This is a genomic window from Sulfuriferula sp., from assembly GCF_054605375.1.
The window spans coordinates 48036-70536 of the sequence record NZ_JBTSEG010000014.1; the positions used below are offsets into that span (position 1 = coordinate 48036).

Sequence of the window (22501 nt, forward strand, 5' to 3'; positions counted from 1 at the left end):
CATCGGCGGCGCAATGATATTGGGCGCTTTGGGCATCTGGATCAGGGGCATGATGTTCATGGTCGGCCTCACTTGATATAGAGCACCGCGCCGGGGTGCTGCACGCGGTAGAGTTTTGCCGGGCGGTGACTGCCGACCCGGCGGCTGGTGCCGGTTTCGCTGATGAGATCAAGCGCCAGAATGTGCTTGCGGAAATTGCGCTTGTCCAGCGCCTCGCCGCGTATGGTTTCGTAGACTTTTTGCAATTCGCCCAAAGTGAACTCCTCTTGCATGAACCCGAATGCCACGGTGGAATAATCCAGTTTGGCGCGCAGCCTGTGCTGGGCCAGCGCGATCACCTCGCGATGGTCGAATGCCAGTTCCGGCAGTGCATCCATCGCAAACCAGGCGACTTCCGCCGCATCCGATCCCGCCACCGGCGAGAGAATTTCGCTGGGCGCCAGCGCGTAATAAGTCACGCTGATAATGCGCTCGCGTGGGTCGCGGTCGGGTTTGCCAAAGGTATAGAGCTGCTCCAGATACACGCCGGTCACACCGGTTTCTTCGGCCAGCTCACGCAGCGCGCAGTCTTCCAGACATTCGTCCGTTTCCACGAAACCGCCCGGCAGCGCCCAGCAACCCTGAAACGGCGCGGCACGGCGCCGGATCAACAATACCGCCAGACGCTCTTCACGGATGGTGAACAGCGCGATGTCGGTGGTGACCGCCGGATGTGGATAGTCGTAGCAAAACGGTTTCATCGGATATTCAGCCATGGTGTACGAAATACACCACCAAGATAGTGTTGCATGAACACTATGTCAAGCAGATTTTGAGGGTGATACCAGCATCTCCCTCGATGCCTGTTAAAATGCGGCGCATGAAACAATTGCTACTCGATATCGTTGCGCCGCCTTCCCCCAGCCTTGGCAATTTTGTCACAGGAGACAATGCGGAATTGCTGCACGTCGTGGGCGAACTGGCAACGGGGCAGGGCAACGAGTGCCAAATCTATCTCTGGGGAGCATCCGGCAGTGGCAGGTCACATTTGCTGCAGGCTGCGGTGGCTGCGGCTACCGCATGCGGATTAGAGGCAAATTACCTCTCCACGTCAGCAGTTGCTGATGAAGTAGATCGGCCGATCGATTTTCTGGCGGTAGATGATGTCGACATGCTTGACCCCAACGCTCAGATCAACCTGTTCAACCGAATCAATTCGGTACGTGAAGGCCAAGGTCGAATCCTGGTAGCAGGCAACGCAGCACCGGCCCAGCTCGCGTTACGCATCGACCTGACTACGCGGCTGGGTTGGGGGCTGGTATATCAGGTGCAGGCACTGACCGATGCGGACAAAGTTCAGGCGCTGGCCACCCACGCAGCCGGGCGCGGCTTCGACCTGCAACCCGGCGTCGCCGATTACCTGTTGCGCCACTGGCGGCGTGATCTGCCGTCGTTACTGGCGGCGCTGGACACGCTTGACCACTATTCACTGGCAACCAAACGAGCGGTGACAGTGCCGTTGTTGCGGGAAGTTTTGCGCGCGGAATAAAAAAATATTCGGAGCGTGCATTACCGAGTGGGAATAGCAAGTGGCATCTTTCAGATAAAGAATGGTCATTCGTTGAATGCATTGTCCCCGCTGGAAAACCTTTCACGTACAGCCTGCGCAAAACCGTGGATTGCGTCCTCGACAAATTTGGACAGGGCGTTGCATGGAAAAATTTAGCCTATGGCAAACTTTATAAACCGGTCGTAGCTGCTACATATCAGCGGATGTTGAAAGATGGGCGCTGGGATGCACTGGTAGGCGCGCTTCAGGAATTGAGAGCAATATAGAAAAAATGGTTTAATGGATTTGAGTCTGGAAAGCCAGTCTCGATCTCCCTCGTGAAGAAGAGTCGATATGCTGTCTGCCCCCCTCAAACGCTATGCCTGGCTTTCCATCGCCGCAGCCCTGGCCACTATCCTGCTCAAGGGTTGGGCCTGGCGGCTCACCGGCTCGGTGGGGTTGCTTTCCGATGCACTCGAGTCCTTCGTCAATCTGGCGGGGGCAATGATGGCGCTGGCCATGTTGTCACTGGCAGCCTTGCCGGCGGACGACAACCATGCGCACGGGCATGGAAAGGCGGAGTACTTTTCCAGCGCATTCGAAGGCTTTCTCATTCTCGTTGCAGCCGCCAGCATCGCCTATGCAGCCATCGAGCGCCTGCTCAATCCGCAGCCGATCGAAGCGGTGGGCATCGGACTGCTAGTGTCGGTGGTCGCTTCGGTGATTAATCTAGCCGTTTCACGCATCCTCATGGGGGCGGGCAAAAAGTTCAGATCCATCACCTTGGAGGCCGACGCGCATCATCTGCTCGCCGATGTCTGGACGTCAGCGGGGGTCATTGCTGGGGTCGGACTGGTGTGGGTGACTGGCTGGCTCTGGCTCGACCCGGCGATTGCCATCCTGGTGGCCATGAATATTGTGTGGACCGGGTGGCAACTGCTACAGCGTTCCGCCGCGGGTTTGATGGATGTTTCCATCCCCGAGGAAGAACTGAAGGCGATTGAAAGTGTGCTGGATGGCTACCGCCAGCAGGGGCTGGAGTTCCACGCCTTGCGCACGCGTCAGGCCGGCACCCGTGCCTTCATCACCTTGCATGTCCTGGTGCCTGGTGCCTGGACGGTCCAGCATGGGCATGACTGGTCGGAACGGATCGAAGCCGAGGTCCGGCAAGCTGTGCCACACGCTCACATCACTACTCACCTGGAACCGAAGGAAGACCCCGCCTCCTTGGCGGATCAGGAGTTGGATCGTCTGGCGGATTGAGCCTGCTGGCCGATGGATAGGTGAATGATGATTCCCCGGTCTGAGCGGATATAGATGATTTTCTCAAAAGCATTATTGAGTGGCGAACGGTCTGTTACACGCCAACCGCTATATTCTACGCTTTCGGTTTTCTTCCAGGGGCTGCAGGCGGAATATATCCCGCCACCCGACAGAGCGTCGCCTCACTCTTCTTGCCTTTTTCAAACCGAATCGAGTGGCACGCGATCACCTCCCCACTGGCTGTCAGTTTTGATACGGAGAGGCGCACGTTTGCCAGTGAGATACCTGTGTCATGGGCGATCTCCGAATCCAGTTTCTCGCCGTGTTTTTTAAGGTATTGCAGAATCTGGTGCAACGCAAATACTCCCCACGAACATTAAAAAAGCAGTCGAAGTGTTGGCGCCATGGTGAAAAGCCATTAAAAATTTCGCAACATACTCAAACAGAAATGATCGCCGCATCTTTCGCCGCAAGACTGCCTACGGCTGACCAGTCGAGATTATCACCGCCATGAGCCGCCAAATCCAGGAAACGATCGCGCAAGATGCTGGCAAAAGGCAGCGGCACTTTCAAATCCTCGGCTGCGGCCAGAACCAGTCGCATATCTTTTTGGCCCAGGTGAGCGGCAAACCCGGCAGGTTCAAAATGGCGATCAGCAATCATGGTGCCATAGTTCTTGTACAGAGGTACATTGAACAGGCTGGAGGTGAGCAGATCGAGATACTGATGCCGATCTACGCCGCCTTTTTCCACCAGCGCCATGGCCTCGCCCAGCGACTCGATCACCGTTGCGATGAGGAAATTGCCACTCAACTTCACCAGATTAGCTTTTTCAGGATCATCTGACACGATGAAAGTACGCTGGCCCAGAATGCTCAGCAACGGTTGGATCTTTGCGATGAGCTCCTGTTTTCCCGCCGCGACCATGAAAAGCTTACCGGCTGCGGCGGCATCCGGCCTGCCGAATATAGGTGCGGCAATGAAGCCCTGCTGTTTTTCACTGTGCGCATCGGCAAGCTGTGCGGACAAGGCGACGCTCACGGTACTGCAGGAGACGTGTATGGCGCCGGGCTTGAGATGCTCCAGAATGCCTGAAGGGCCCAGTGTCACTTCACTCAGCGCGGCATCATTGGCCAGCATGGTGAAAACCACCTCGGCATCGCAAACTTCCGCAATATTTTTCGCGGCCTTGGCCCCCGCCGCAATCAGCGGCTGCAGACGTTCTACAGATCGGTTGTAGACGGTAAGCTCGTATCCTGCCTGACACAGGCGGGAGGCCATGCCTGCGCCCATTTTCCCCAGTCCGATAAATCCTGTTTTCATCATTATTCTCCAAAAAGCAGATCAGTGTTTTTTACAAATTCACCATGTTGATGAGTTCGATATCCGAGACAATGTCATGTTGGGCACAAAAGTCGAGCATCTCTTGCGTTTCGCGTATGTCCTCTGATAGTGAGAAGCGGGGGCCCAGGTTGAGAGCGGGTTGTCACCGCAGCATTGCGCGGAGGTTGGCGGTGATTTCATATGACCGGAGGCGCGCAGAATGATCGAAAATCTGCGACGTGATCATCAATTCATCCGCCCCGGTTTGTTCGATGAATGCTTCCAGTTTAAGCTTTACTGTGTCGCTCGAGCCAATTGCTGAGCATGACAGAACCTGGTCCAGCAGGGCCCGTTCCGGGGGACCGATGCGATTCATATAGCCGTTCTCGGGTGGCGGCAGACGCTTGGGATGACCGCTGCGCAGGCTGACAAATGCTTGCTGCATTGATGTGGCGAGAAATTGCGCCTCTTCTTCCGAATCTGCCGCAAACACGTTGAAGCCGAGCATCACATACGGTTTCTCCAGATGGGCAGACGGCCTGAAGGTGGCGCGGTATAAGGCAAGCGCCTGCATCATTTGCGCGGGTGCAAAATGCGACGCGAATGCGTAGGGCAGACCCAGGTCCGCAGCCAGCTGTGCCCCAAAAAGACTCGAGCCCAAAATCCATATCGGAACATTGAGGCCGGCGCCCGGAACGGCACGAACCGCGTGCCGTTGCGTCGCCGCGAAGTAATCCATCAGTTCGACAACGTCCTGGGGAAACTGATCGGCATCGGAAGCGAGATTTCGGCGCAAGGCACGTGCGGTAAGTTGATCCGAGCCTGGCGCGCGTCCGAGACCCAGGTCAATCCGTCCTGGGTAAAGCGATTCCAGCGTTCCGAACTGTTCGGCGATCACCAGAGGCGAATGGTTGGGCAACATGATCCCGCCGGCACCGACGCGGATGGTCGACGTGCCACCCGCGACATGCCCGATCAGGACAGCGGTCGCGGCACTGGCAATGCCCGGCATGCCATGATGCTCGGCCAGCCAGAAGCGCTGGTAACCCCAGCGCTCTGCGTGCCTGGCAAGATCAAGCGTGTTGCGAAACGACTGGGCAGCGTTGCTGCCTTCGGTGATTGGAGATAGATCGAGGATGGAAAAGGGGATCATGCGTTCGACCTGGGAGCGATAGCCACAAAGACAAGGGTAAATCCGAACAATGTTCGTGAGGCGAAACCCCATACCCATAAAAAAGGCGGCGACTGCCGCCTGGAAAAGGGAAATGCTTTAATGGATTTCCAGCCGTTTTGCGGAGGCTGCTGCCTTTTTCGGCAAGCGTAGCTCCAGCACGCCATCATGGTACTTCGCCTCTGCGGCCGCATCGTCGATGTCGCTGCCCAAGGTAAAGCTGCGATAGGCTTTGCCGAAGTAGCGTTCCGAGCGCAACAGTTTTTCACCATCTTTGTTCCCGGTTTCGCGCTTGACTTCTGCGCTGAGCGAGACCTGGTTGCCATCAATGGTAACGTGAATGTCTTCCTTTTTCACGCCGGGTACATCGGCATGCACGGTGTAGCCCTGTTCATCTTCTTTCACATCCATCTTGATTTGTACGGCAGCCTCGCTATTGGTAGCGCGCACCGGGCGGAAAAAGCCACGGAACAGGTCATCGAATGGTTCGACGGTGAAATCAAAAGGGTCGTAACGGGAAATATTTGCCATTTCAAAACTCCTTCTTTTCAGGTTGATCATCAGGCCGTCAATCGAATGAATGCCTGCCTGAGACAGATATGTTTACTGCTGAAGAAATTTCAAGGGCTGTTCGCGCAGCTATTCCGGGACATCCGTCTCCAGTGCGTCAGGCGGGTTTAACATGCTGCGTCGTTGCTCGGGAGTCTCCAGGCTGACGCGTCCCAGCGAGCCGTCACGATAATCCTGCAACAGGGTCAACGCAGCTTTTTCCAGGTCGGCCTCGCCGCCCTTCAAACGGTAACCGCGGCGTTTGGCGATGGCCTCGATGACGCCGACGCCATCCATTTCATCCAGCGTAAAGCCATAACGCGCCTGCACCAGGGCCGGGTAATTTGCAACCAGGCTGTCGGCAAGGAACGTAGCCACTTCTTCGTCGATCACCGCGTTGCGCCCTACCGCATGGCTGGCTGCCAGCATCAGGCCGTCGCGTTCGTGTTCGATTTTCGGCCATAGCATGCCGGGGGTGTCTATCAGCGTCATGCTGTCGTTGAGTACCAGCCGCTGCTGGCTTTTGGTCACCGCGGGTTCATCGCCTACCTTGGCTACACGGCGTTTGAGCAATGCGTTCATCAAGGTGGATTTGCCGACGTTGGGGATGCCCATGATCATCATACGCAGCGGTTTGATCGGCGTGCCGCGGTGCGGTGCCAGGGCCAGGCAAAGCGCAGGGATTTTGGCGACATCGCCGGCTTTTTTGCATGACAGCGCCACCGCCTTGACGCCCTTTTGAGCGTTATAGAATTTGAGCCAGGCTTGCGTCGCTGCCGGGTCGGCCAGATCGGCCTTGTTGAGGATTTTCAGGCAGGGGCGTTGGCGTGCGAGGCGCAATTCGGCAATCATCGGATTGCTGCTGGCTTCGGGCAGGCGTGCGTCGACGACCTCGATCACCATGTCGGTCTGCGCCATGGTTTCGGCGGCCTTTTTGCGCGCCGCGGTCATGTGTCCGGGATACCATTGAATGGCCATGCGTAATTTACAATCTAATCAAAAGCTTATTTTACCTCAGGCGCGGCCCGCGTGCTGTCTGCCGTTGCACGGTAAAATGGCCCATTGGCTCCTGATTGAAGGCAACACATGCTGCGTATCACCGAACTCAAGCTCCCGCTCGACCATCCTGAAGCTGCCCTCAGGGCGGAAATACTGCGCCGCTTGGGCATTGCAGACGAAGCGTTGCTCGGCTACACGATATTTCGGCGCGGGCATGATGCGCGCAAGCGCCCGCTGATTACCTTTACTTATACGCTGGATGTCGAGGTCAAAGACGAAGAGGTGGTGCTGCGCCGCCTGAAAAATGACCGGCAGGTCGCGCGTGCGCCGGACACCAGCTACCACTTTGTTGCCCAGGCTGCGACGCATCCAACCCAGCGTCCAGTGGTTATCGGCACCGGGCCGTGCGGCATGTTTGCCGGGCTGATTCTGGCGCAGATGGGATTCCGTCCCATCATCCTGGAGCGCGGCAAGGCGGTGCGCGAGCGTACCAAGGACACCTGGGGTTTGTGGCGCAATGGAGTGTTGAATCCGGAATCCAATGTGCAGTTCGGCGAGGGCGGCGCGGGCACGTTTTCGGACGGCAAGCTCTACAGCCAGATCAAGGATCCCAAGCACCTGGGACGCAAGGTGATCGCCGAATTCATCAAGGCGGGTGCGCCGCCGGAGATTGCATTTGTCAGCAAGCCGCACATCGGCACGTTCCGGCTGGTCGGCATGGTAGAAAAAATTCGCGCCACGATTGAATCACTGGGGGGCGAAATACGCTTCCAATGCCGCGTGGGTAATCTGGACATCGAAGATGGCCAGGTGCGCGGCGTGACGCTGGCCAGCGGCGAGCACATCGCTGCCCGCCATGTGGTGCTGGCGGTGGGGCACAGCGCTCGCGATACCTTTGAAATGCTGTATCAGCGCGGCGTGCATATCGAGGCCAAACCGTTTTCGGTGGGATTTCGCATCGAGCATCCGCAGTCGCTGATAGATCACTGTCGCTTTGGCGATCGCGCCGGCCATCCTGAGCTGGGAGCCGCCGACTACAAGCTGGTCCATCATGCGCAAAATGGCCGTGCGGTATACAGCTTTTGCATGTGCCCGGGCGGCACGGTGGTGGCGGCGGCTTCCGAACCGGGGCGCGTGGTCACCAATGGCATGAGCCAGTATTCGCGCAACGAGCGCAACGCCAATGCGGGCATCGTGGTGGGCGTCACCCCCGACGACTATCCTGGTCATCCGCTGGCCGGGATTGCTTTTCAGCGCCATTGGGAAACGCAAGCGTTTGAGCTGGGCGGCCGTGATTACTGCGCGCCGGGGCAATTGGTGGGCGATTTTATTGCCGGGCGCGCGTCAAACGAATTCAGTACGGTGTTGCCGTCCTACACGCCGGGCGTGAAGCTGGGTACGCTGGACAGCAGTTTGCCGGATTATGTTATTGCCGCAATACGAGAGGCACTACCGGCGTTCGACAAGCAAATCCGTGGTTTTGCCATGCATGATGCGGTACTCACCGGCGTGGAAACGCGCACCTCGTCACCCATCCGCATCACCCGCAACGAAGGCTATCAGAGCCTCAATACGCAGGGTTTGTATCCGGCAGGCGAGGGCGCCGGATACGCAGGCGGGATTTTGTCTGCTGCCGTAGATGGCATCAAAGTTGCTGAGGCCGTAGCATTGGCTATTGTCACTCAATAGAACCTCAGACACCCGTTTTGGTCAGACCTCATACAATAAACAACAAACAGGTGAGTTTAATATGCCAGACCCGGATACATATCTACCCTTTGGCGCACCCCACCCATGGTCGTTAGACCAGATTGCCTATGATCGCATCGCGCACGAGAACATTGTCAACGAAGAGACGTGGTTTTATGTATTGGCGGGCGCATCATTTGTGGAGAGTTTTTCTGATTTATTCACCCGCAATCTGCTGGGCCATATGGAGGGCGATACCGAAGTCACCCAATGGTTGAGCGAGCGCTGGGAACCGGAGGAGCTGCAGCATGGCAGTGCCTTGCGCCGCTACGTGGAAACGGTATGGCCTGCGTTTGACTGGCAGGCTGCGTTCGATGGTTTCTGCGCGGATTATCGCCCGTTCTGCAAACCCGAACTGCTGGAGCCTACGCGGGCGTTGGAAATGGTGGCGCGCTGTGTTGTTGAAACCGGCACCTCGGGCCTGTATGGCTTATTGCATCAGATCAGTCCAGAACCCGTATTGACCGCACTGGTAGGGCATATTCGCAGCGACGAAGTGGGACATTTCAAATACTTTTACCACTTTTTCCTGCGCTATCGCGAGATAGAGCGTCCGTCACGCTGGCAAGTGGCACGTGTACTGCGGGAGCGATTGGGCGAGATCGGTCAGGAAGATGCCTACTTGGCAGTAAAAAACGCATTTGAGGTACGCAACCCGGGACTGAAATTCAGCCCCAAAGATTTTCAGCACTTCCAACACACCGCCGGACATTGGGCGCGCGCCGACTACCCTTACGAAATGACGGTGAAAATGCTGCTCAAACCGATGCGTCTGCCTGGCTTTATCAACCGCATGGCAATGCCGCTGCTGATGCGCCAGGCACAACGCGTCGTCGCGCCGTGATGCACGCTATGCGCGGCAGGTACTGGTTTATGGCGTTGCTCGAAGCGTCGACAGCATCCGGCTAAATTCAGGCTGCAGGCCGCATCTGGCGCTGGTACAGGAACTCCAGCACGCGAGCGCGCAAGTGATGGTAATGCGCGTTGTTGGCCAGCGCCAAGCGGTCGCGCGGCTGCGGCAAGTCCACCGTGAGAATTTCGCCGATGGTGGCAGCCGGGCCGTTGGTCATCATCACAATGCGGTCGGACAGCAGCACAGCTTCGTCGACGTCATGGGTCACCATGATGACGGTGCTTTGCGTTGCGGCAACGATTTTCATCAACTCGTCCTGCAGATGTGCGCGGGTCAGCGCGTCGAGCGCACCGAACGGTTCGTCCATCAGCAGTATTTTGGGTTCCATCGCCAGCGCGCGGGCAATGCCGACGCGTTGCTTCATGCCGCCGGAGATTTCATGCGGGCGTTTGTGCGCGGCATGGGCAAGTCCCACCAGAGCCAGCGCGTCAACGGTACGCTGTTTGAGTCTGGCTTTGCCTTCCTGGCGGCCAAACACGCGCTCCACAGCGAGGTAGATGTTGTCGTGGCATGTGAGCCAGGGTAACAACGAGTGGTTCTGGAATACCACGCCGCGTTCCGGCCCCGGTCCCTTGATCTCGCGTCCGGCACAGAGTGCCATGCCGCTGCTGGCATCCTGCAGGCCGGCCACCACGTTGAGCAGGGTCGATTTGCCGCAACCGGAGTGGCCGATCAGGGTAAAAAATTGTCCCTGAGCGATGTTCAGATTGATATTGTGCAACGCGTGAAATGCGCCTTTTTTTGTGGGGAAGGTGACGTCCACTTTTTCCAGCTGTACGAATTTTTCCATGATGTTCTCTTTATTCGTAGCTAAAGCGTTTGGCAATCAGTACCAGCGCCTGTTCCAGCAGCAGGCCGACAATCCCGACCACGAAGATGGCGATGATGATGTGTGCGACGTTGAGGTTGTTCCACTCATCCCATACCCAGAAGCCAATCCCCACGCCGCCGGTGAGCATTTCGGCGGCGACGATCACCAGCCAGGCAATGCCGATGGACAGGCGCACTCCGGTGAGTACGTGCGGCACCACGGCAGGGAACAGGATACGGCTGAATATCTTCCACTCGGACAAATTCAGCACGCGAGCGACGTTGAGATAATCCTGCGGTATCTGACGCACGCCGACTGCAGTGTTGAGTACCATCGGCCAGATGCTGGAGATGAAAATGACCCAGATTGAGGCTGGCTCGGCGCGGTGGAACACCAGCAGGCCTATGGGTAGCCAAGCCAGCGGTGAAACCGGCCGCAGCAGGCTGATGATGGGTGCGGTCATCGCTGCGAGGAATTTGAAGCGGCCGATCATGAAGCCCAGCGGAATGCCGACCAAGGCAGCCATGCCAAAGCCGAGGCCCACCCGATAGAGCGAATACAGGATGTTCCAGCCGATACCCTGGTCGTTGGGGCCATTGTTATAAAACGGATGGGCGAATAATGCCTGCGCCGAAATCCAGGTTTTGTAGGGACCGGGCAGGTTGCTTGTTTCCTGTGCGATCAGTGCCCAGATGCCGAGAAAGGCTGCTATGCCCAACAAGGGTGGGATCAGGACGCGCAACACGGCGCCGAGCTTTTCCTTGGCGTTGAACGCAGGTTTGGTCAGGCTGGGTTCGGGTTGTGTAGGTTGAAGCACAGTCGGTGCTGAGTTTTCCTCAGCGGTCGGACTGTGTTGAAGGGTTCCGTATATAGCACTCATGGTGAATCTCCTTAATTGCTGTTTGCCGCGCGCATATGACGGTTGTCAGAGTGATCAGCCGGGGCAATAACGGGCGTCATGTCGTAGCGCACGCAGCCTGCTTCATGGCGGTGGCCAGTGTGGTGTAGGCGTTGACCCAGGCCAGCTTTACGGCCGGCGTGAAGCCCTCGCCCAGGCCTTGGCCGAGCGTCCAGATCAATGCCTCTCCCACGGTGTCGTAGTGATGGTCATGCACCCCGTATCCGGCATGGCGTCGTCCCAGGTCTCCAACGGCACCCAGAATCGGTCCCAACTGGTCGAGGCTGTTGACCACCGTGTTGATCATGGTCATCAGCTTGCGCCCCTGCTCGGCCATGTCGCCTTTGAACAGGCTGCGCAAGGAGGGGTCCAGCTCAAACAGCCGGGTGTAAAACAGGCCCGCGGCGGTGTCCTTGATGGGCAGAACCTGTTGCCAGCTGGATTTGACCAGCGTGATTTGCTCGGGTGTCATGACCGTTTCCTTGTATGTTTAGTGAGGGCTAAGCATGGATCTTGAAGCCGTTGGCGTATTTCTTCGGATTCGTGCCGTCCCATACCACGCCGTCGATCAGCTTGGCGGAGCGCATCGGGCTCTTCGGCACGGCAATCTTGAGCTGGGTGGCGGCCTCGGTATAGAGCTTGATCTGGTTGACCTTTTGCGCCTCGGCCAGATAGTCCGGGTCGGTTTTCAGCAGGCCCCAACGCTTGTGCTGGGTGAGGAACCACATGCCATCGGAGAGGTAGGGGAAGTTCACCTTGCCGTCGTTGAAGAATTTCATGTAATTCGGATCCTGCCATTTTTTGCCCAGGCCATTTTCATACTGGCCATGCATGCGGCCTTCGATGGAAGCGATGTCGGTGTTCACGTAGGATTTCGCAGCGATGATTCCGGCGATCTGGGTGCGGTTGCTCATGGTGTCGATGTAGCGTGAGGCATCCAGCACCGCCATGATCAGCGCGCGCGCGGTATTCGGGTGTTTGGCGACCCATTCGGCGCTGGTGCCGAGAATTTTCTCCGGGTGGTCTTTCCAGATTTCCTGGCTGGTGACGGCGGTGAAACCGACATTGTCATGGATGGCGCGGGCATTCCACGGCTCGCCCACGCAAAATCCGTCCATGTTGTCGACGCGCATGTTGGCAATCATTTGCGGTGGCGGCACGGTAATCACCTTGGCTTCGGTGAACGGGTTGACGCCGTAGGTCGCCAGCCAGTAATACAGCCACATGGCGTGTGTGCCGGTCGGAAAGGTCTGGGCGAAAGTGTATTCGCGCGGCTCGGCCTTGATCAGCCTGGCGAGGCTGACGCCGTCCACCGCGCCTTTGCTCTTGAGCTGGTCGGATAGCGTAATTGCCTGGCCGTTGTTGTTCAGCGTCATCAGGTTGGCCATGTCTTTCTTCGGCCCGCCGATACCCATTTGCACGCCGTAAATCAGGCCATACAGCACGTGCGCCGCATCCAGTTCGCCGTTCACCAGTTTGTCGCGCACGGCGGCCCAGGAGGCCTCCTTGCTGGGGGTGATTTTGATGCCGTATTTTTTGTCGAAACCCAGCACGCTGGCGATCACCACTGAGGCGCAATCGGTCAGCGGAATGAAGCCGATTTTGACTTCGGTTTTTTCCGGTGCGTCGGATCCGGCGGCCCACGCGCCGCTGCGCACGCCGGGTGCGACCAGATTCATCAGCGCGGCGGCACCGAGGATGCCGGTGGATTTTTTGAGGAAATCACGGCGCGTGTTTTCCGGGGTGGAAGAGATAACATCAATAGGGCTGTCGTGCGGCTGCTTGCTCATTGTGGCTGGCTCCGTATGTGCGTGCAGATGCCCGTCGCCGGTATCTGCAGAATCAAGGATAGATGCGCTTTGCGGAGTGCGGCCCAGCGTTGGACAGGACTCGGAGGCTATACAGCAAGCCCCGTGCCTGTTTGAAATAAATATTCCAAACGGATGATTCATATCGATTAAATTGCGTATTCAGCGAGGCATGGGCGCGGCAGGCAGCGCAGAATGTGCACGCTGACAGTGCGCGCAATACGCGCTTAGGCACAACTCTGGGTCAGCTGTGCTGGCCGATCTGTTGCAGAATGGACTCTGCGATTTCCACCAGGCGGCGGTTTTCGGACATGGAAGCGCGGCGCATGGCGTGATAGGCGGCATCTTCAGACAGACCCCGGTGCGCCATGAGTTTGCGTTTCGCGGCATCAATCACGTTGCGTTCGTGTGTCTTGCGCGCCGTTTCGGCGGCGGTCTGCAGCAGTATCTGGTGTTCTTCAAAACGTACCCGCGCTACTTCCAGGATCGGACGGATGCGCTCGGCGTCCAACCCATCGACCACATAGGCGGACACCCCGGCCTTGAGCGCCGCGCGGATGGATTCGCTGGCGTCATCCTGGGTGAACATGACCACCGGGCGCGGGCAGTCGCGCGTGGCGATGCACAGGTGTTCGAGGGTATCGCGATCGGGCGAATCGGTACCCATGATAATGATGTCGGGCGCGTGTTTCACCACTGCATCAGCCAGATCAACAGCCGAGTTCACCACGTCGGCCACCGCATAGCCCTGGTCGCGAAACGCGTGTTCCAGCCGGGTGGCGCGGGTAGCGTCATGATCGGCAATCAGTACTGTCAGCATGGTGCGCATCCTTCAAATACAATTTACTGTCAAGCAAGCATCATGCTAAAGGCTTGTTCATTCATGAATGAGTCTTAGGCCACAATCAACAGGTAAATCAGCAACAAATTAAGCACAATGGAAAACACTGCCAGTGTCTGCCAAATCCGTGCCGGGCCGCGCGCCAGCAGCGGCGTGCGGCGTGGTGCACCGAGCGGGCGAAGCTCGCCTTGTTCCAGCGCCAGCAGCATCTCCTCCGCAGTTTCAAAGCGATTTTCAGGCTTGAGCGCGACCGCCTTCAGGAGCAGATTTTCCAGCCACTGCGGTATCTCCGGACGATAGCGCGAAGGCAGGGTCGGATCGCCATACCGGGGGTGCTGAAACGGCTCGATTTCGCCATAGGGATATTTGCGCGTGAGCAGGTAATACAGCGTGACCCCGGCCGCATACAAATCACTTTGCACCGTCGCCGAGCTGCCGTCCGAGATCAGCTCGGGTGCCATGAAGCTGGGCGTGCCCGCACCGCCGCCCGTGTCATGCAGGCTGCTGCTGGCGGCGACGCCAAAATCCAGGATGCGCAGCTTGCCGTCTTCGCCCAGGTGCAGGTTGGCGGGCTTGATGTCGCGGTGCAGGATGTTGAGCCGGTGCAGCACGCCTAGCCCCTTGGCCAGGCGGATGCCGGTTTGCGTGGCTTCGGCGATGGAAAAATGCCGGCCCGCGTCCAGGTGTTGTTGCAGCGTGGCGCCCGCGTGCCAGCTCATCACGTAGTACAGCGCCGAGCGCTCGTCTGCTGCCAGCGGCAATACCTGCGGGAAATAATGGGCGATCACTTTTTTCGCCAGCCATTCCTCCTGGATTAATGCAGCAGCAAATTCGGGCCGGTTGGCTGCCAGCGGCGGCAGTGTTTTCAATACCCATAACCGTCCGTCGCTACGCTTGCGCACCTTGTAGAGCAGGGACATGCGCGATTCGTGCAACACCTCGGCCACTTCGAAATCATCCAGCCGGATACCGGGTTTGAGGCGGGGCGGCACCGGCAGATATCTTTCAGCTGCAAGATGGTCACGCAGATTGTCCTCAGCGATCGCGTCTACCCGCACGACAACCGCGCTGGCGTTGTCCTGGCCGCCCTGTTTGTGCGCCAGCCGGACCAGTTCGTCGGCGGCCTGCGCCGGGTTGCGGTGCAGGTTGAGCGTGGTGTGCATGCCGAGGTCGCCGAGCGGCTCCCATACCCCGTCCGACACCAGCACAAACACGTCGCCTGCGCGCAGTTCGCCTTCGGCAAAGTCCGCCACCAAGTGGCTGTCCAGCCCTACCGCGCGCTTGAGTACGTGGCGCATGTCTGGGCGATCCCAGACGTGATCGGTGGTGAGCTGGGTGAAGGTCTCGCTGCGCAACCGGTAGATGCGTGAATCGCCCACGTGTGCCAGATGGTAGCGTTGTCCGCGCAGCACCAGCGCCGATAGCGTGCATGACATGCCGGCCAGATCACGGCGCGTGGTGGCCTGTGAAATCAACCAGCGGTTGATGGCGCCCAACACCTTGTCGAGCGCATGCTGCACTTCCCAGGTGTCGGGCGTGGCGTAATAGTCGGCGAGCAGGCCGCGTACCGCGTATTCTGCGGCTTCACGGCCCCCGGCCGTACCTGACACACCATCCGCCAGCACAGCCAGCGCACCCTTGTCGGTGAGCAGCGCGCCGTCCGGCGTAACGAAACCGCAGAAATCTTCGTTGTGTTCGCGCGGTCCGGCGGCGGAACTGTGAGCGATGCTGAGTTGCAGCGGCATCGTGCTTAAATGCGTGCCCCGGCGACGCCCGGTGCACCCCATGTGGTGCGCCAGCGGGTTTTGACTTTAGCCAGACCGATCATTGCGACTACAGTCAGGCCGGCAAAGATGATGAAGCCGGTCTGATAGCTGCCGGTGAGCTGACGCGAATAGCCGAGACTGGAAGCAAGATAGAACCCGCCCACGCCGCCTGCCATGCCGACCAGGCCGGTCATGACGCCGATTTCGCGGCGGAAGCGTTGCGGTACCAGCTGAAACACGGCGCCGTTGCCCATGCCCAGCGCCAGCATGGCGGGCACGATGACTGCCAGCGCCAGCATGGGTGTGGGCATGCCGATACTCACTGCCAGCAGGAAGACAGCAGCGACACCGTACATGAAGAGCAGACTGCGGATGCCGCCGATGCGGTCCGCCAGCATGCCACCCAGCGGACGTACCAATGAGCCGGCAAACACGCAGGCAGCCGTGAAATAGCCTGCCACAACGGGTGACAGGCCGTATTGCGTATTGAAATAAATGGTCAGGCTGGAGGCCAGGCCGACAAAGCCGCCAAACGTGACGCTATAGAAGAACATGAACCACCACGCATCCTTATCACGTAACACTTGCATATACTCGGCCATGGATTTGGCCGGCGGACATTCCGGACTGTCCTTGGCAAACAGCAGATACACAGCCAGCGCCATGCCCAAGGGAATCAGCGCCAGGCCAAACACGCTATTCCAGCCGAATGCTACCGCAAGCCCGGGCGCGAACAAAGCCGCCAATACCGTACCGGAGTTACCGGCACCAGCGATGCCCAGCGCAGTCCCCTGATGCTGGGGAGGATACCAGCGCGAGGCCAGCGGCAGCGCCACCGCAAACGATGCCCCGGCAAAGCCGAGCAACATACCCAGAATCAATACCTGCTGGAAGGTATGAATACCACCCATCCATCCCCAGGCCAATGCGCCTATGACGATCACCTGGCCGATTAGTCCGGCCATCTTCGGCTTGAAGTGATCCACCAGCACGCCCATGACTATGCGCAATAATGCACCGGCAAGGATCGGTGTGGCGACCATAATGCCCTTTTGCGCGGCATCCAGGCCCAGGTCAGTGGCAATTTGCACACCGAGCGGGCCCAGCATTACCCACACCATGAATGACAGGTCGAAATACAAAAATGCGGCGAACAAGGTGGGCGGGTGCCCGGCTTTCCAGAATGATTTATCCATTTTCGGTTTCCTGCGGTAATGAGTATATTTATCCGGCATTCACCATCGGTGAGCCGGTCAGCAGGCTTCAACGCAATGTACGTGCCAAGTATTTAAAGTTCACGCAACATATTGTTTATATAAATACTTATATTCAATCGCAAGATTGTTACAGATGATTTCCGGAAATAGCGCCTCTGCTTGGTGCATCAGTGCACGGGCGTGCACCGATGCAGGGTGATCTGTACAGCTAGTAAAAAACTTTGTTGGTTAATGCATGGTGCGCGAGTAAAAACATGGCCGCATTCCACGATTGTCCCGGCATACCGCGCGGCTCACCGGTCTTGCCATGGAACCATTCATTGAATTGCCAGTTGTTGACGGCGTTGATCCGGGCGAGTTGGTCCAGCATCGCCTCGGCAGACTGCGTCTTGCCCAGCGCGGCCAGTGCCATCGACCAGAACCCGCCGATGAAGGGCCACGCGCCACCGTTGTGATACTGGAATGCCAGGTTCTGTTGGTGGCGGCCCATATAGGAGCGCCACAGTGGATCAGTGACAGCGATGGGGTTGAGCACGCTTGTTCCCGGACAGAGCTGATTAACCGAGGCCTGCTGCAAGGCATGCAGGATACGGTTGGCAGGCCCATCGTCGGCGAGTCCGAACAGGACGGCAAGCAGGTTGCCGAATACGTCGCCCTCTTCGCCCCAGAAGGAAAAATTGACAAAGCTCAGATAGAGTTCCCCACGTTTGGCGCCATTGCGCACATAGTGCGTAAGTAGCCGTAGGCGCTGGTAGTCCGGCATCTGGTTGGAAAAGGGATAAAACAGATGGTTAAAATGAAATTTTGTCTCCTGCGCATGCGGCAGTTGGTACAGACGCTTCACGTAGTACCAGAGTGCATTGCTGTACAGCACAAAACCGGAACGCGGCATGATGTCGGCCCAGTCGCTGGCCTCGTCCTGCCGCACCAGAAAAATTTGCGGATGTTCCTGACACCGTAGCCAGACCAGCGCTTTATCGATCTGCGGCGCAAGGGCTTCCTCGATGAGCGCGTCGGGCTCATGCCGGGCATAAAATTTGATGGCAATCAACCACCACAACGTAGCGTCTATACAGCCCAGATACCAGAAGTCGGCCTGATCGGCATCGGGGTCGACATATTTGGGGATTTGTCCATTTTCAGCCTGATGGTGCGCCAGGGTGATGAGCCCGTTTTTTGCGCCGGCTTTGAGTTCAGGCTCACCTGAAACCAGCATGCCGAGCGCACAGATGGCCGCGTCCCGCCCGAACACGCGCGTGTAGCGCCGTTGTTCGGCCTGCAGCGAGGAGGAGGCCGCCCGGATGCCATGCGGCGTCAGGTTGCGCAGCAGCAGTTGACGCGATTCATGGAGGCAGTCATGCAATAGGGATGTGGTTAACGGCATGCGAAGCAGGGAATGATATTTCGCTGGATTTTACACCTTCAGGTTATCCCAAAGGCTGATGTGTGAGAGCTGATGTTTTTCGATATCCGAGTAAATCCGCCGAACCATCTCTGGGCAGACCGCATTAACCCGGTAATGACCCAGTCAGCCAGGCGGCGATTGCTGTCAGCAAGGTGTCGCTTTCACCAAGCGCGGGCAGAATATCGAAGCTCACGTTTGGATAACGAACACGCAACTCGTCCATCAGGATGGGAAAGTCGCGGCTCAGGTGGCCGCCAGGGCCAAGAAATAGTGGCGCTACTGTGATGCGGTTGGCACCCGCTTCGACCTGGGCAGCAACAGCTGCTGTCAGGCTCGGCGTCATTAGTTCCAGATAGGCAAGACTTACCCGCCAACCCGGGCGCTGGGCGGCCACCAGTTCCGCAAGGCGCCGGAATGGCGCCGCCCATTGTGGATCGCGGGCGCCATGCGCGAACAGCACCAGCCCGTTCATCGCGGCGCCGCGTTCAGCGCATTTCGATACGGGTGATACCGTTCGATGACGGCGAGACAGCTCAGGCCGCTCATGGGGTATTGCTCAGGCAGCGCAGACGGCGGCGATTTGTTTCAAGTCCAGCCACACCACGCCAGCCTCATCCACCTTCACCTGCAAACAAGGCGCATGTCCTTCGTCGGGGGCCTCGGCCGCGCCGCTGTCCAAGCCGATTTTCCAGCCGTGCATCGGGCAGGTTACGGTCTTGCCAGCGACGATGCCCTGTGACAATGGGCCGCCCTTGTGCGGGCAATGATCATGCAGCGCGAATACCTCATCGTTGCCGGTACGAAAGATGGCGATGTCACCTTGCGCGGATTTCACCACGCGTGCGCCGAGGCTGGGAATTTCGTCCAGCGTGCAGATTTTTTTCCATTCGCTCATTGGTTTCCTTCATTTCATATGTTGCCACTGAGCCCGCAGAGTAGAGGGCTACAGGGTTTTCTCAGTAACCACAAAAGTTTAAACCGTCAGCATCTCGAATTCGTGTTTCAGAACACCTTCTTTGGCGCGTTCCACCCACGGGTCTTTTTCCACCTGCAATGCAAATATCATCCGTGCGTGCAGTTCGCGTCGATTCGCTGCGTCTTCGAGTACACGCTGCTTGATGTAATCCATGCCGACGCGATTGAAGTAATGCACGGTGCGTTCCAGGTAGAAGCCTTCCTCACGGTAAAGCTGGAGAAAAGCGGAGGTATATTCCATCACTTCTTCAGCAGTCTTCACCTTGACGAAGAAATGTGCGACTTCGGTCTTGATGCCGCCGTTGCCGGCGATGTAGATTTCCCAGCCGGAATCCACGCCGATGATGCCGACGTCCTTGATCGCCACTTCGGCACAGTTGCGCGGGCAGCCGGACACCGCCAGCTTGACCTTGTGCGGCGCCCACATTTTCCACAGCGCTTTTTCCAGATCTACGCCGAGCTGGGTGGAATCCTGCGTGCCGAAACGGCACCATTTGCTGCCCACGCAGGTCTTTACGGTGCGCAGCGCCTTGCCGTAGGCATGGCCGGACGGCATGTCCAGGTCGGCCCATACGCCGGGCAAATCTTCTTTTTTAACCCCGAGTAGATCAATACGCTGACCGCCGGTGACTTTCATCGTAGGAATGGCGTACTTGTCGGCAACATCGGCGATGCGGCGCAATTCGCTGGAATTGGTCTGCCCGCCCCACATGCGCGGGATCACCGAATAAGTGCCGTCCTTCTGGATGTTGGCGTGGGCGCGTTCGTTGATGAAGCGCGATTGCGGGTCGTCCGCCGCCTCGCCCGGCCAGGTGGAAATCAGGTAGTAGTTCAATGCCGGACGGCAGGTCGAGCAGCCGTTGGGCGTGCGCCATTCCATAAAATCCATGACTTCCGGAATGGACAGCAATTTGTTGTCGCGGATGACCGCGCGTGCCTCGGCATGGGTATGGTCAGTGCAGCCGCAGATGGACTTGGTTTTGGGCGCTTCCGAATAGTCGCCGCCCAGCACCGAAGCGAGCAATTGCTCCACCAGCCCGGTACAGGAACCGCACGAAGAAGAGGCCTTGGTGTGCTTGCGCACGTCCTCCAGCGTGAACAGGCCTTTTTCCTTGATCGCCTTGACGATGCTGCCTTTGCATACGCCATTGCAGCCGCAGATTTCCATTTCGTCGGTCATCGCCGCAGCGCGGTTGTGGCCGGTGTGGCCGAGATCGCCGACATGGCTCTGGCCGAACATCAGATGGTCGCGGATGTCGGAAATGTTGCGGCCTTCGCGCAGCAGCTGGAAGTACCAGGTGCCGTCCACGGTATCCCCGTACATCACGGCACCGGCGAGCTTGTTGTCCTGGATCACCAGCTTTTTGTAGACGCCGCCCACCGGGTCGGACATCAGGATTTCCTCATAGCCTTCACCACCAGTGAAATTTCCTGCAGAGAACAGATCAATGCCGGTGACTTTCAGCTTGGTCGAAGTGACCGAGCCGGTGTAGCGTCCGATGCCGAACTCGGCCAGGTGGTTGGCGGCGACTTTGGCCATTTCGAACAGCGGCGCCACCAGCCCGTAAGCGGTGCCGCGATGGTTGACGCATTCGCCCACGGCGTAGATGCGCGGATCGTAGGTTTGCATGGTGTCGTTCACTACAATGCCGCGATTGCAGTGGATGCCGGCTGATTCCGCCAGTGCGGTATTGGGGCGGATGCCCACGGCCATCACCACCAGGTCGGCTGGCACGGTTTCGCCATCCTTGAATTTAACTGCGGCGACGCGTCCGGATTCACCGCTCACCAGCTCGGCCGTGTTTTTTTTCAGCAGGAACTTCAGCCCCTTGTCTTCCAGACTTTTTTGCAGCAGTTTGGCGGAAGACTTGTCCAGCTGGCGTTCCATCAGCCATTCATTGATGTGCACGACGGATACGTCCATGCCGCGCAATTTCAGGCCATTGGCAGCCTCCAGCCCGAGCAGGCCGCCGCCGATCACGACGGCGTGCTTGTGTAGCTTGGCGGCATCGATCATGGCATCGGTATCGGCAATGTCGCGATAGCCGATCACGCCGGGCAGGTCATTGCCGGGAATGGGCAGGATGAACGGGTTGGAACCGGTGGCGAGAATGAGCCGGTCATACTCCACTGCGGTTCCATCGCCCGCAGTAACCAAGCGCTGCTTGCGATTGATATGGGTAATTTTCTTGTTCAGATGAAGCGTAATGCCGTTGTCGCGGTACCAATCCACATCATTCAGCATGATGTCCTGAATGGTCTGCTCGCCCGCCAGCACCGGCGACAGCAGAATGCGATTGTAGTTGGCATGCGGCTCGGCACCGAATACCGTGATGTCATATAAATCCGGCGCCAGTTTCAGCAGTTCTTCCAGGGTGCGAACACCCGCCATGCCGTTGCCTACCATGACCAGTTTCATTTTCTGCATTGCAATACACTCCAGGGGTTAAGCTCATTTACGCGGCCTTGACGGCAATCTCTGTAAAGGTTTCGATGTGAGCCAGGCTGGCGACTTCGCCAATCACCATGATGGCCGGGCTGCCAATGCCAGCCTGCTGCGTCGCGGCTTGCAGGTTGCCTAAACTGCTTTTGATGTGTTGCTGTTCGGCGAGCGTGCCGTTTTGTATGACGGCTGCTGGCGTGGTGGCGGGCAAACCGGCTTCCATCAGTTGCGCCACGATTTCCGGCAGGTTTTTGATACCCATGTAAATCACCAGCGTGGTACGTGCCGCTGCCAGCGCGGCCCAGTTCACGCTGTTGCCGTCGCGCGCGTGGCCGGTGACGAAAGTCACGCCCGGCGCCCAGTTGCGATGGGTAACCGGAATGCCCAGCGTGGCCGGTGCGGCAATCCCGGAAGTGACGCCGCTGACGATTTCTACCGGGATACCTGCTGCGCGCAAGGCCTCAATCTCCTCGCCGCCGCGTCCGAACATGAACGGGTCGCCACCCTTGAGCCGTGCAACCACCTTACCTGTACGCGCTTCATTGATCATCTGACGATGAATAAAATCCTGCGGCGTGGACTGGCAACCACCGCGCTTGCCGGCCTCGATAATCCGTGCGTCCATGCGGGCATGTACCAGCACGGCACGGTTCACCAGATCGTCGACCAGAACCACATCCGCCGAGTTCAGCAAACGCACTGCTTTTAATGTCATCAGTTCGGGGTCACCGGGACCCGCACCAATCAGATAAACTTTGCCTGTTCGCATGATGTGCCTTAATTTTAAAAACCAATCAATCTCTGCAAAGCAATACTTGTGCCCATTCATGTATTTGTTAATA

22 protein-coding genes are annotated in these 22501 nt (G+C 58.1%); 4 read left to right on the forward strand and 18 right to left on the reverse strand.

Going from position 1 to position 22501, the window contains the following annotated elements:
* Positions 1-68: 68 nt before the first annotated feature.
* On the reverse strand, positions 69-755 hold the full coding sequence (locus ACYCZJ_RS09580; protein WP_461553993.1) for an NUDIX hydrolase: 687 nt from the start codon (positions 753-755) through the stop codon (positions 69-71).
* A 104-nt stretch (positions 756-859) separates the two neighbouring features.
* On the opposite strand from ACYCZJ_RS09580, the gene hda reads away from it, so the two are divergent.
* Both hda and ACYCZJ_RS09590 read left to right on the forward strand, forming a co-directional pair.
* Positions 860-1528 carry a DnaA regulatory inactivator Hda gene (gene hda / locus ACYCZJ_RS09585; protein ID WP_461553994.1) on the forward strand — a complete coding sequence of 223 codons (669 nt, stop codon included), beginning with the start codon at positions 860-862 and terminating at the stop codon, positions 1526-1528.
* 354 nt (positions 1529-1882) lie between these two features.
* Positions 1883-2791, forward strand: a complete 909-nt coding sequence (locus ACYCZJ_RS09590; protein ID WP_461553995.1) for a cation diffusion facilitator family transporter — start codon at positions 1883-1885, stop codon at positions 2789-2791.
* Positions 2792-2906: 115 nt separating this feature from the next.
* On the opposite strand, the gene ACYCZJ_RS09595 is transcribed toward ACYCZJ_RS09590, so the two are convergent.
* The 5 genes from ACYCZJ_RS09595 to ylqF form a co-directional block, all read right to left on the reverse strand.
* Complete coding sequence (locus ACYCZJ_RS09595; protein ID WP_461553996.1) at positions 2907-3146, reverse strand: ArsR family transcriptional regulator; 240 nt, start codon at positions 3144-3146, stop codon at positions 2907-2909.
* An 83-nt stretch (positions 3147-3229) separates the two neighbouring features.
* Positions 3230-4117, reverse strand: a complete 888-nt coding sequence (locus tag ACYCZJ_RS09600) for an NAD(P)-dependent oxidoreductase (RefSeq protein WP_461553997.1) — start codon at positions 4115-4117, stop codon at positions 3230-3232.
* A 160-nt stretch (positions 4118-4277) separates the two neighbouring features.
* The gene (locus ACYCZJ_RS09605) at positions 4278-5267 is read right to left on the reverse strand and encodes an LLM class flavin-dependent oxidoreductase (protein ID WP_461553998.1); all 990 of its coding nucleotides are present in this window, start codon (positions 5265-5267) and stop codon (positions 4278-4280) included.
* Positions 5268-5384: 117 nt separating this feature from the next.
* Entirely contained in the window at positions 5385-5816 is a 432-nt protein-coding gene (locus ACYCZJ_RS09610; protein ID WP_461553999.1) for an Hsp20/alpha crystallin family protein, read from the reverse strand.
* 108 nt (positions 5817-5924) lie between these two features.
* Positions 5925-6812, reverse strand: coding sequence for a ribosome biogenesis GTPase YlqF (gene ylqF / locus ACYCZJ_RS09615; RefSeq protein WP_461554000.1), 888 nt, complete (start codon positions 6810-6812; stop codon positions 5925-5927).
* Between the two features lie 108 nt (positions 6813-6920).
* Here ylqF and ACYCZJ_RS09620 point away from each other — a divergent pair, with 108 nt between their 5' ends.
* The gene (locus tag ACYCZJ_RS09620; RefSeq protein ID WP_461554001.1) at positions 6921-8522 is read left to right on the forward strand and encodes an NAD(P)/FAD-dependent oxidoreductase; all 1602 of its coding nucleotides are present in this window, start codon (positions 6921-6923) and stop codon (positions 8520-8522) included.
* 61 nt (positions 8523-8583) lie between these two features.
* Complete coding sequence (locus tag ACYCZJ_RS09625; RefSeq protein WP_461554002.1) at positions 8584-9426, forward strand: ferritin-like domain-containing protein; 843 nt, start codon at positions 8584-8586, stop codon at positions 9424-9426.
* A gap of 67 nt (positions 9427-9493) precedes the next feature.
* Here ACYCZJ_RS09625 and ACYCZJ_RS09630 read toward each other — a convergent pair whose 3' ends face one another.
* The 12 genes from ACYCZJ_RS09630 to cobA all read right to left on the reverse strand — a co-directional run bounded on the left by ACYCZJ_RS09630 (position 9494) and on the right by cobA (position 22428).
* A complete protein-coding gene (locus tag ACYCZJ_RS09630) occupies positions 9494-10285 on the reverse strand; it encodes an ABC transporter ATP-binding protein (protein ID WP_461554003.1) in 792 nt (263 codons plus the stop codon).
* Between the two features lie 10 nt (positions 10286-10295).
* Positions 10296-11186, reverse strand: a complete 891-nt coding sequence (gene ntrB, locus ACYCZJ_RS09635; RefSeq protein ID WP_461554004.1) for a nitrate ABC transporter permease — start codon at positions 11184-11186, stop codon at positions 10296-10298.
* 76 nt (positions 11187-11262) lie between these two features.
* Complete coding sequence (locus tag ACYCZJ_RS09640) at positions 11263-11676, reverse strand: globin family protein (protein ID WP_461554005.1); 414 nt, start codon at positions 11674-11676, stop codon at positions 11263-11265.
* 28 nt (positions 11677-11704) lie between these two features.
* A complete protein-coding gene (locus ACYCZJ_RS09645) occupies positions 11705-12994 on the reverse strand; it encodes a CmpA/NrtA family ABC transporter substrate-binding protein (protein WP_461554006.1) in 1290 nt (429 codons plus the stop codon).
* Positions 12995-13256: 262 nt separating this feature from the next.
* Positions 13257-13832 carry an ANTAR domain-containing response regulator gene (locus tag ACYCZJ_RS09650; RefSeq protein ID WP_461554007.1) on the reverse strand — a complete coding sequence of 192 codons (576 nt, stop codon included), beginning with the start codon at positions 13830-13832 and terminating at the stop codon, positions 13257-13259.
* 74 nt (positions 13833-13906) lie between these two features.
* Positions 13907-15598 carry a protein kinase domain-containing protein gene (locus ACYCZJ_RS09655; protein WP_461554008.1) on the reverse strand — a complete coding sequence of 564 codons (1692 nt, stop codon included), beginning with the start codon at positions 15596-15598 and terminating at the stop codon, positions 13907-13909.
* A 5-nt stretch (positions 15599-15603) separates the two neighbouring features.
* Positions 15604-16815: a nitrate/nitrite transporter gene (locus ACYCZJ_RS09660; RefSeq protein WP_461554009.1), complete on the reverse strand. Its 1212-nt coding sequence runs from the start codon at positions 16813-16815 to the stop codon at positions 15604-15606.
* A 229-nt stretch (positions 16816-17044) separates the two neighbouring features.
* The gene (locus ACYCZJ_RS09665; protein WP_461554010.1) at positions 17045-18199 is read right to left on the reverse strand and encodes an amylo-alpha-1,6-glucosidase; all 1155 of its coding nucleotides are present in this window, start codon (positions 18197-18199) and stop codon (positions 17045-17047) included.
* Positions 18200-18344: 145 nt separating this feature from the next.
* Positions 18345-18713: a sirohydrochlorin chelatase gene (locus ACYCZJ_RS09670; RefSeq protein WP_461554011.1), complete on the reverse strand. Its 369-nt coding sequence runs from the start codon at positions 18711-18713 to the stop codon at positions 18345-18347.
* 84 nt (positions 18714-18797) lie between these two features.
* The gene (gene nirD, locus ACYCZJ_RS09675) at positions 18798-19136 is read right to left on the reverse strand and encodes a nitrite reductase small subunit NirD (protein WP_461554012.1); all 339 of its coding nucleotides are present in this window, start codon (positions 19134-19136) and stop codon (positions 18798-18800) included.
* 78 nt (positions 19137-19214) lie between these two features.
* Positions 19215-21644 (reverse strand): nitrite reductase large subunit NirB, encoded by a 2430-nt coding sequence (gene nirB / locus ACYCZJ_RS09680; RefSeq protein ID WP_461554013.1) that lies wholly within the window; start codon positions 21642-21644, stop codon positions 19215-19217.
* A gap of 28 nt (positions 21645-21672) precedes the next feature.
* Positions 21673-22428 carry a uroporphyrinogen-III C-methyltransferase gene (gene cobA / locus ACYCZJ_RS09685; RefSeq protein WP_461554014.1) on the reverse strand — a complete coding sequence of 252 codons (756 nt, stop codon included), beginning with the start codon at positions 22426-22428 and terminating at the stop codon, positions 21673-21675.
* Positions 22429-22501: the final 73 nt, after the last annotated feature.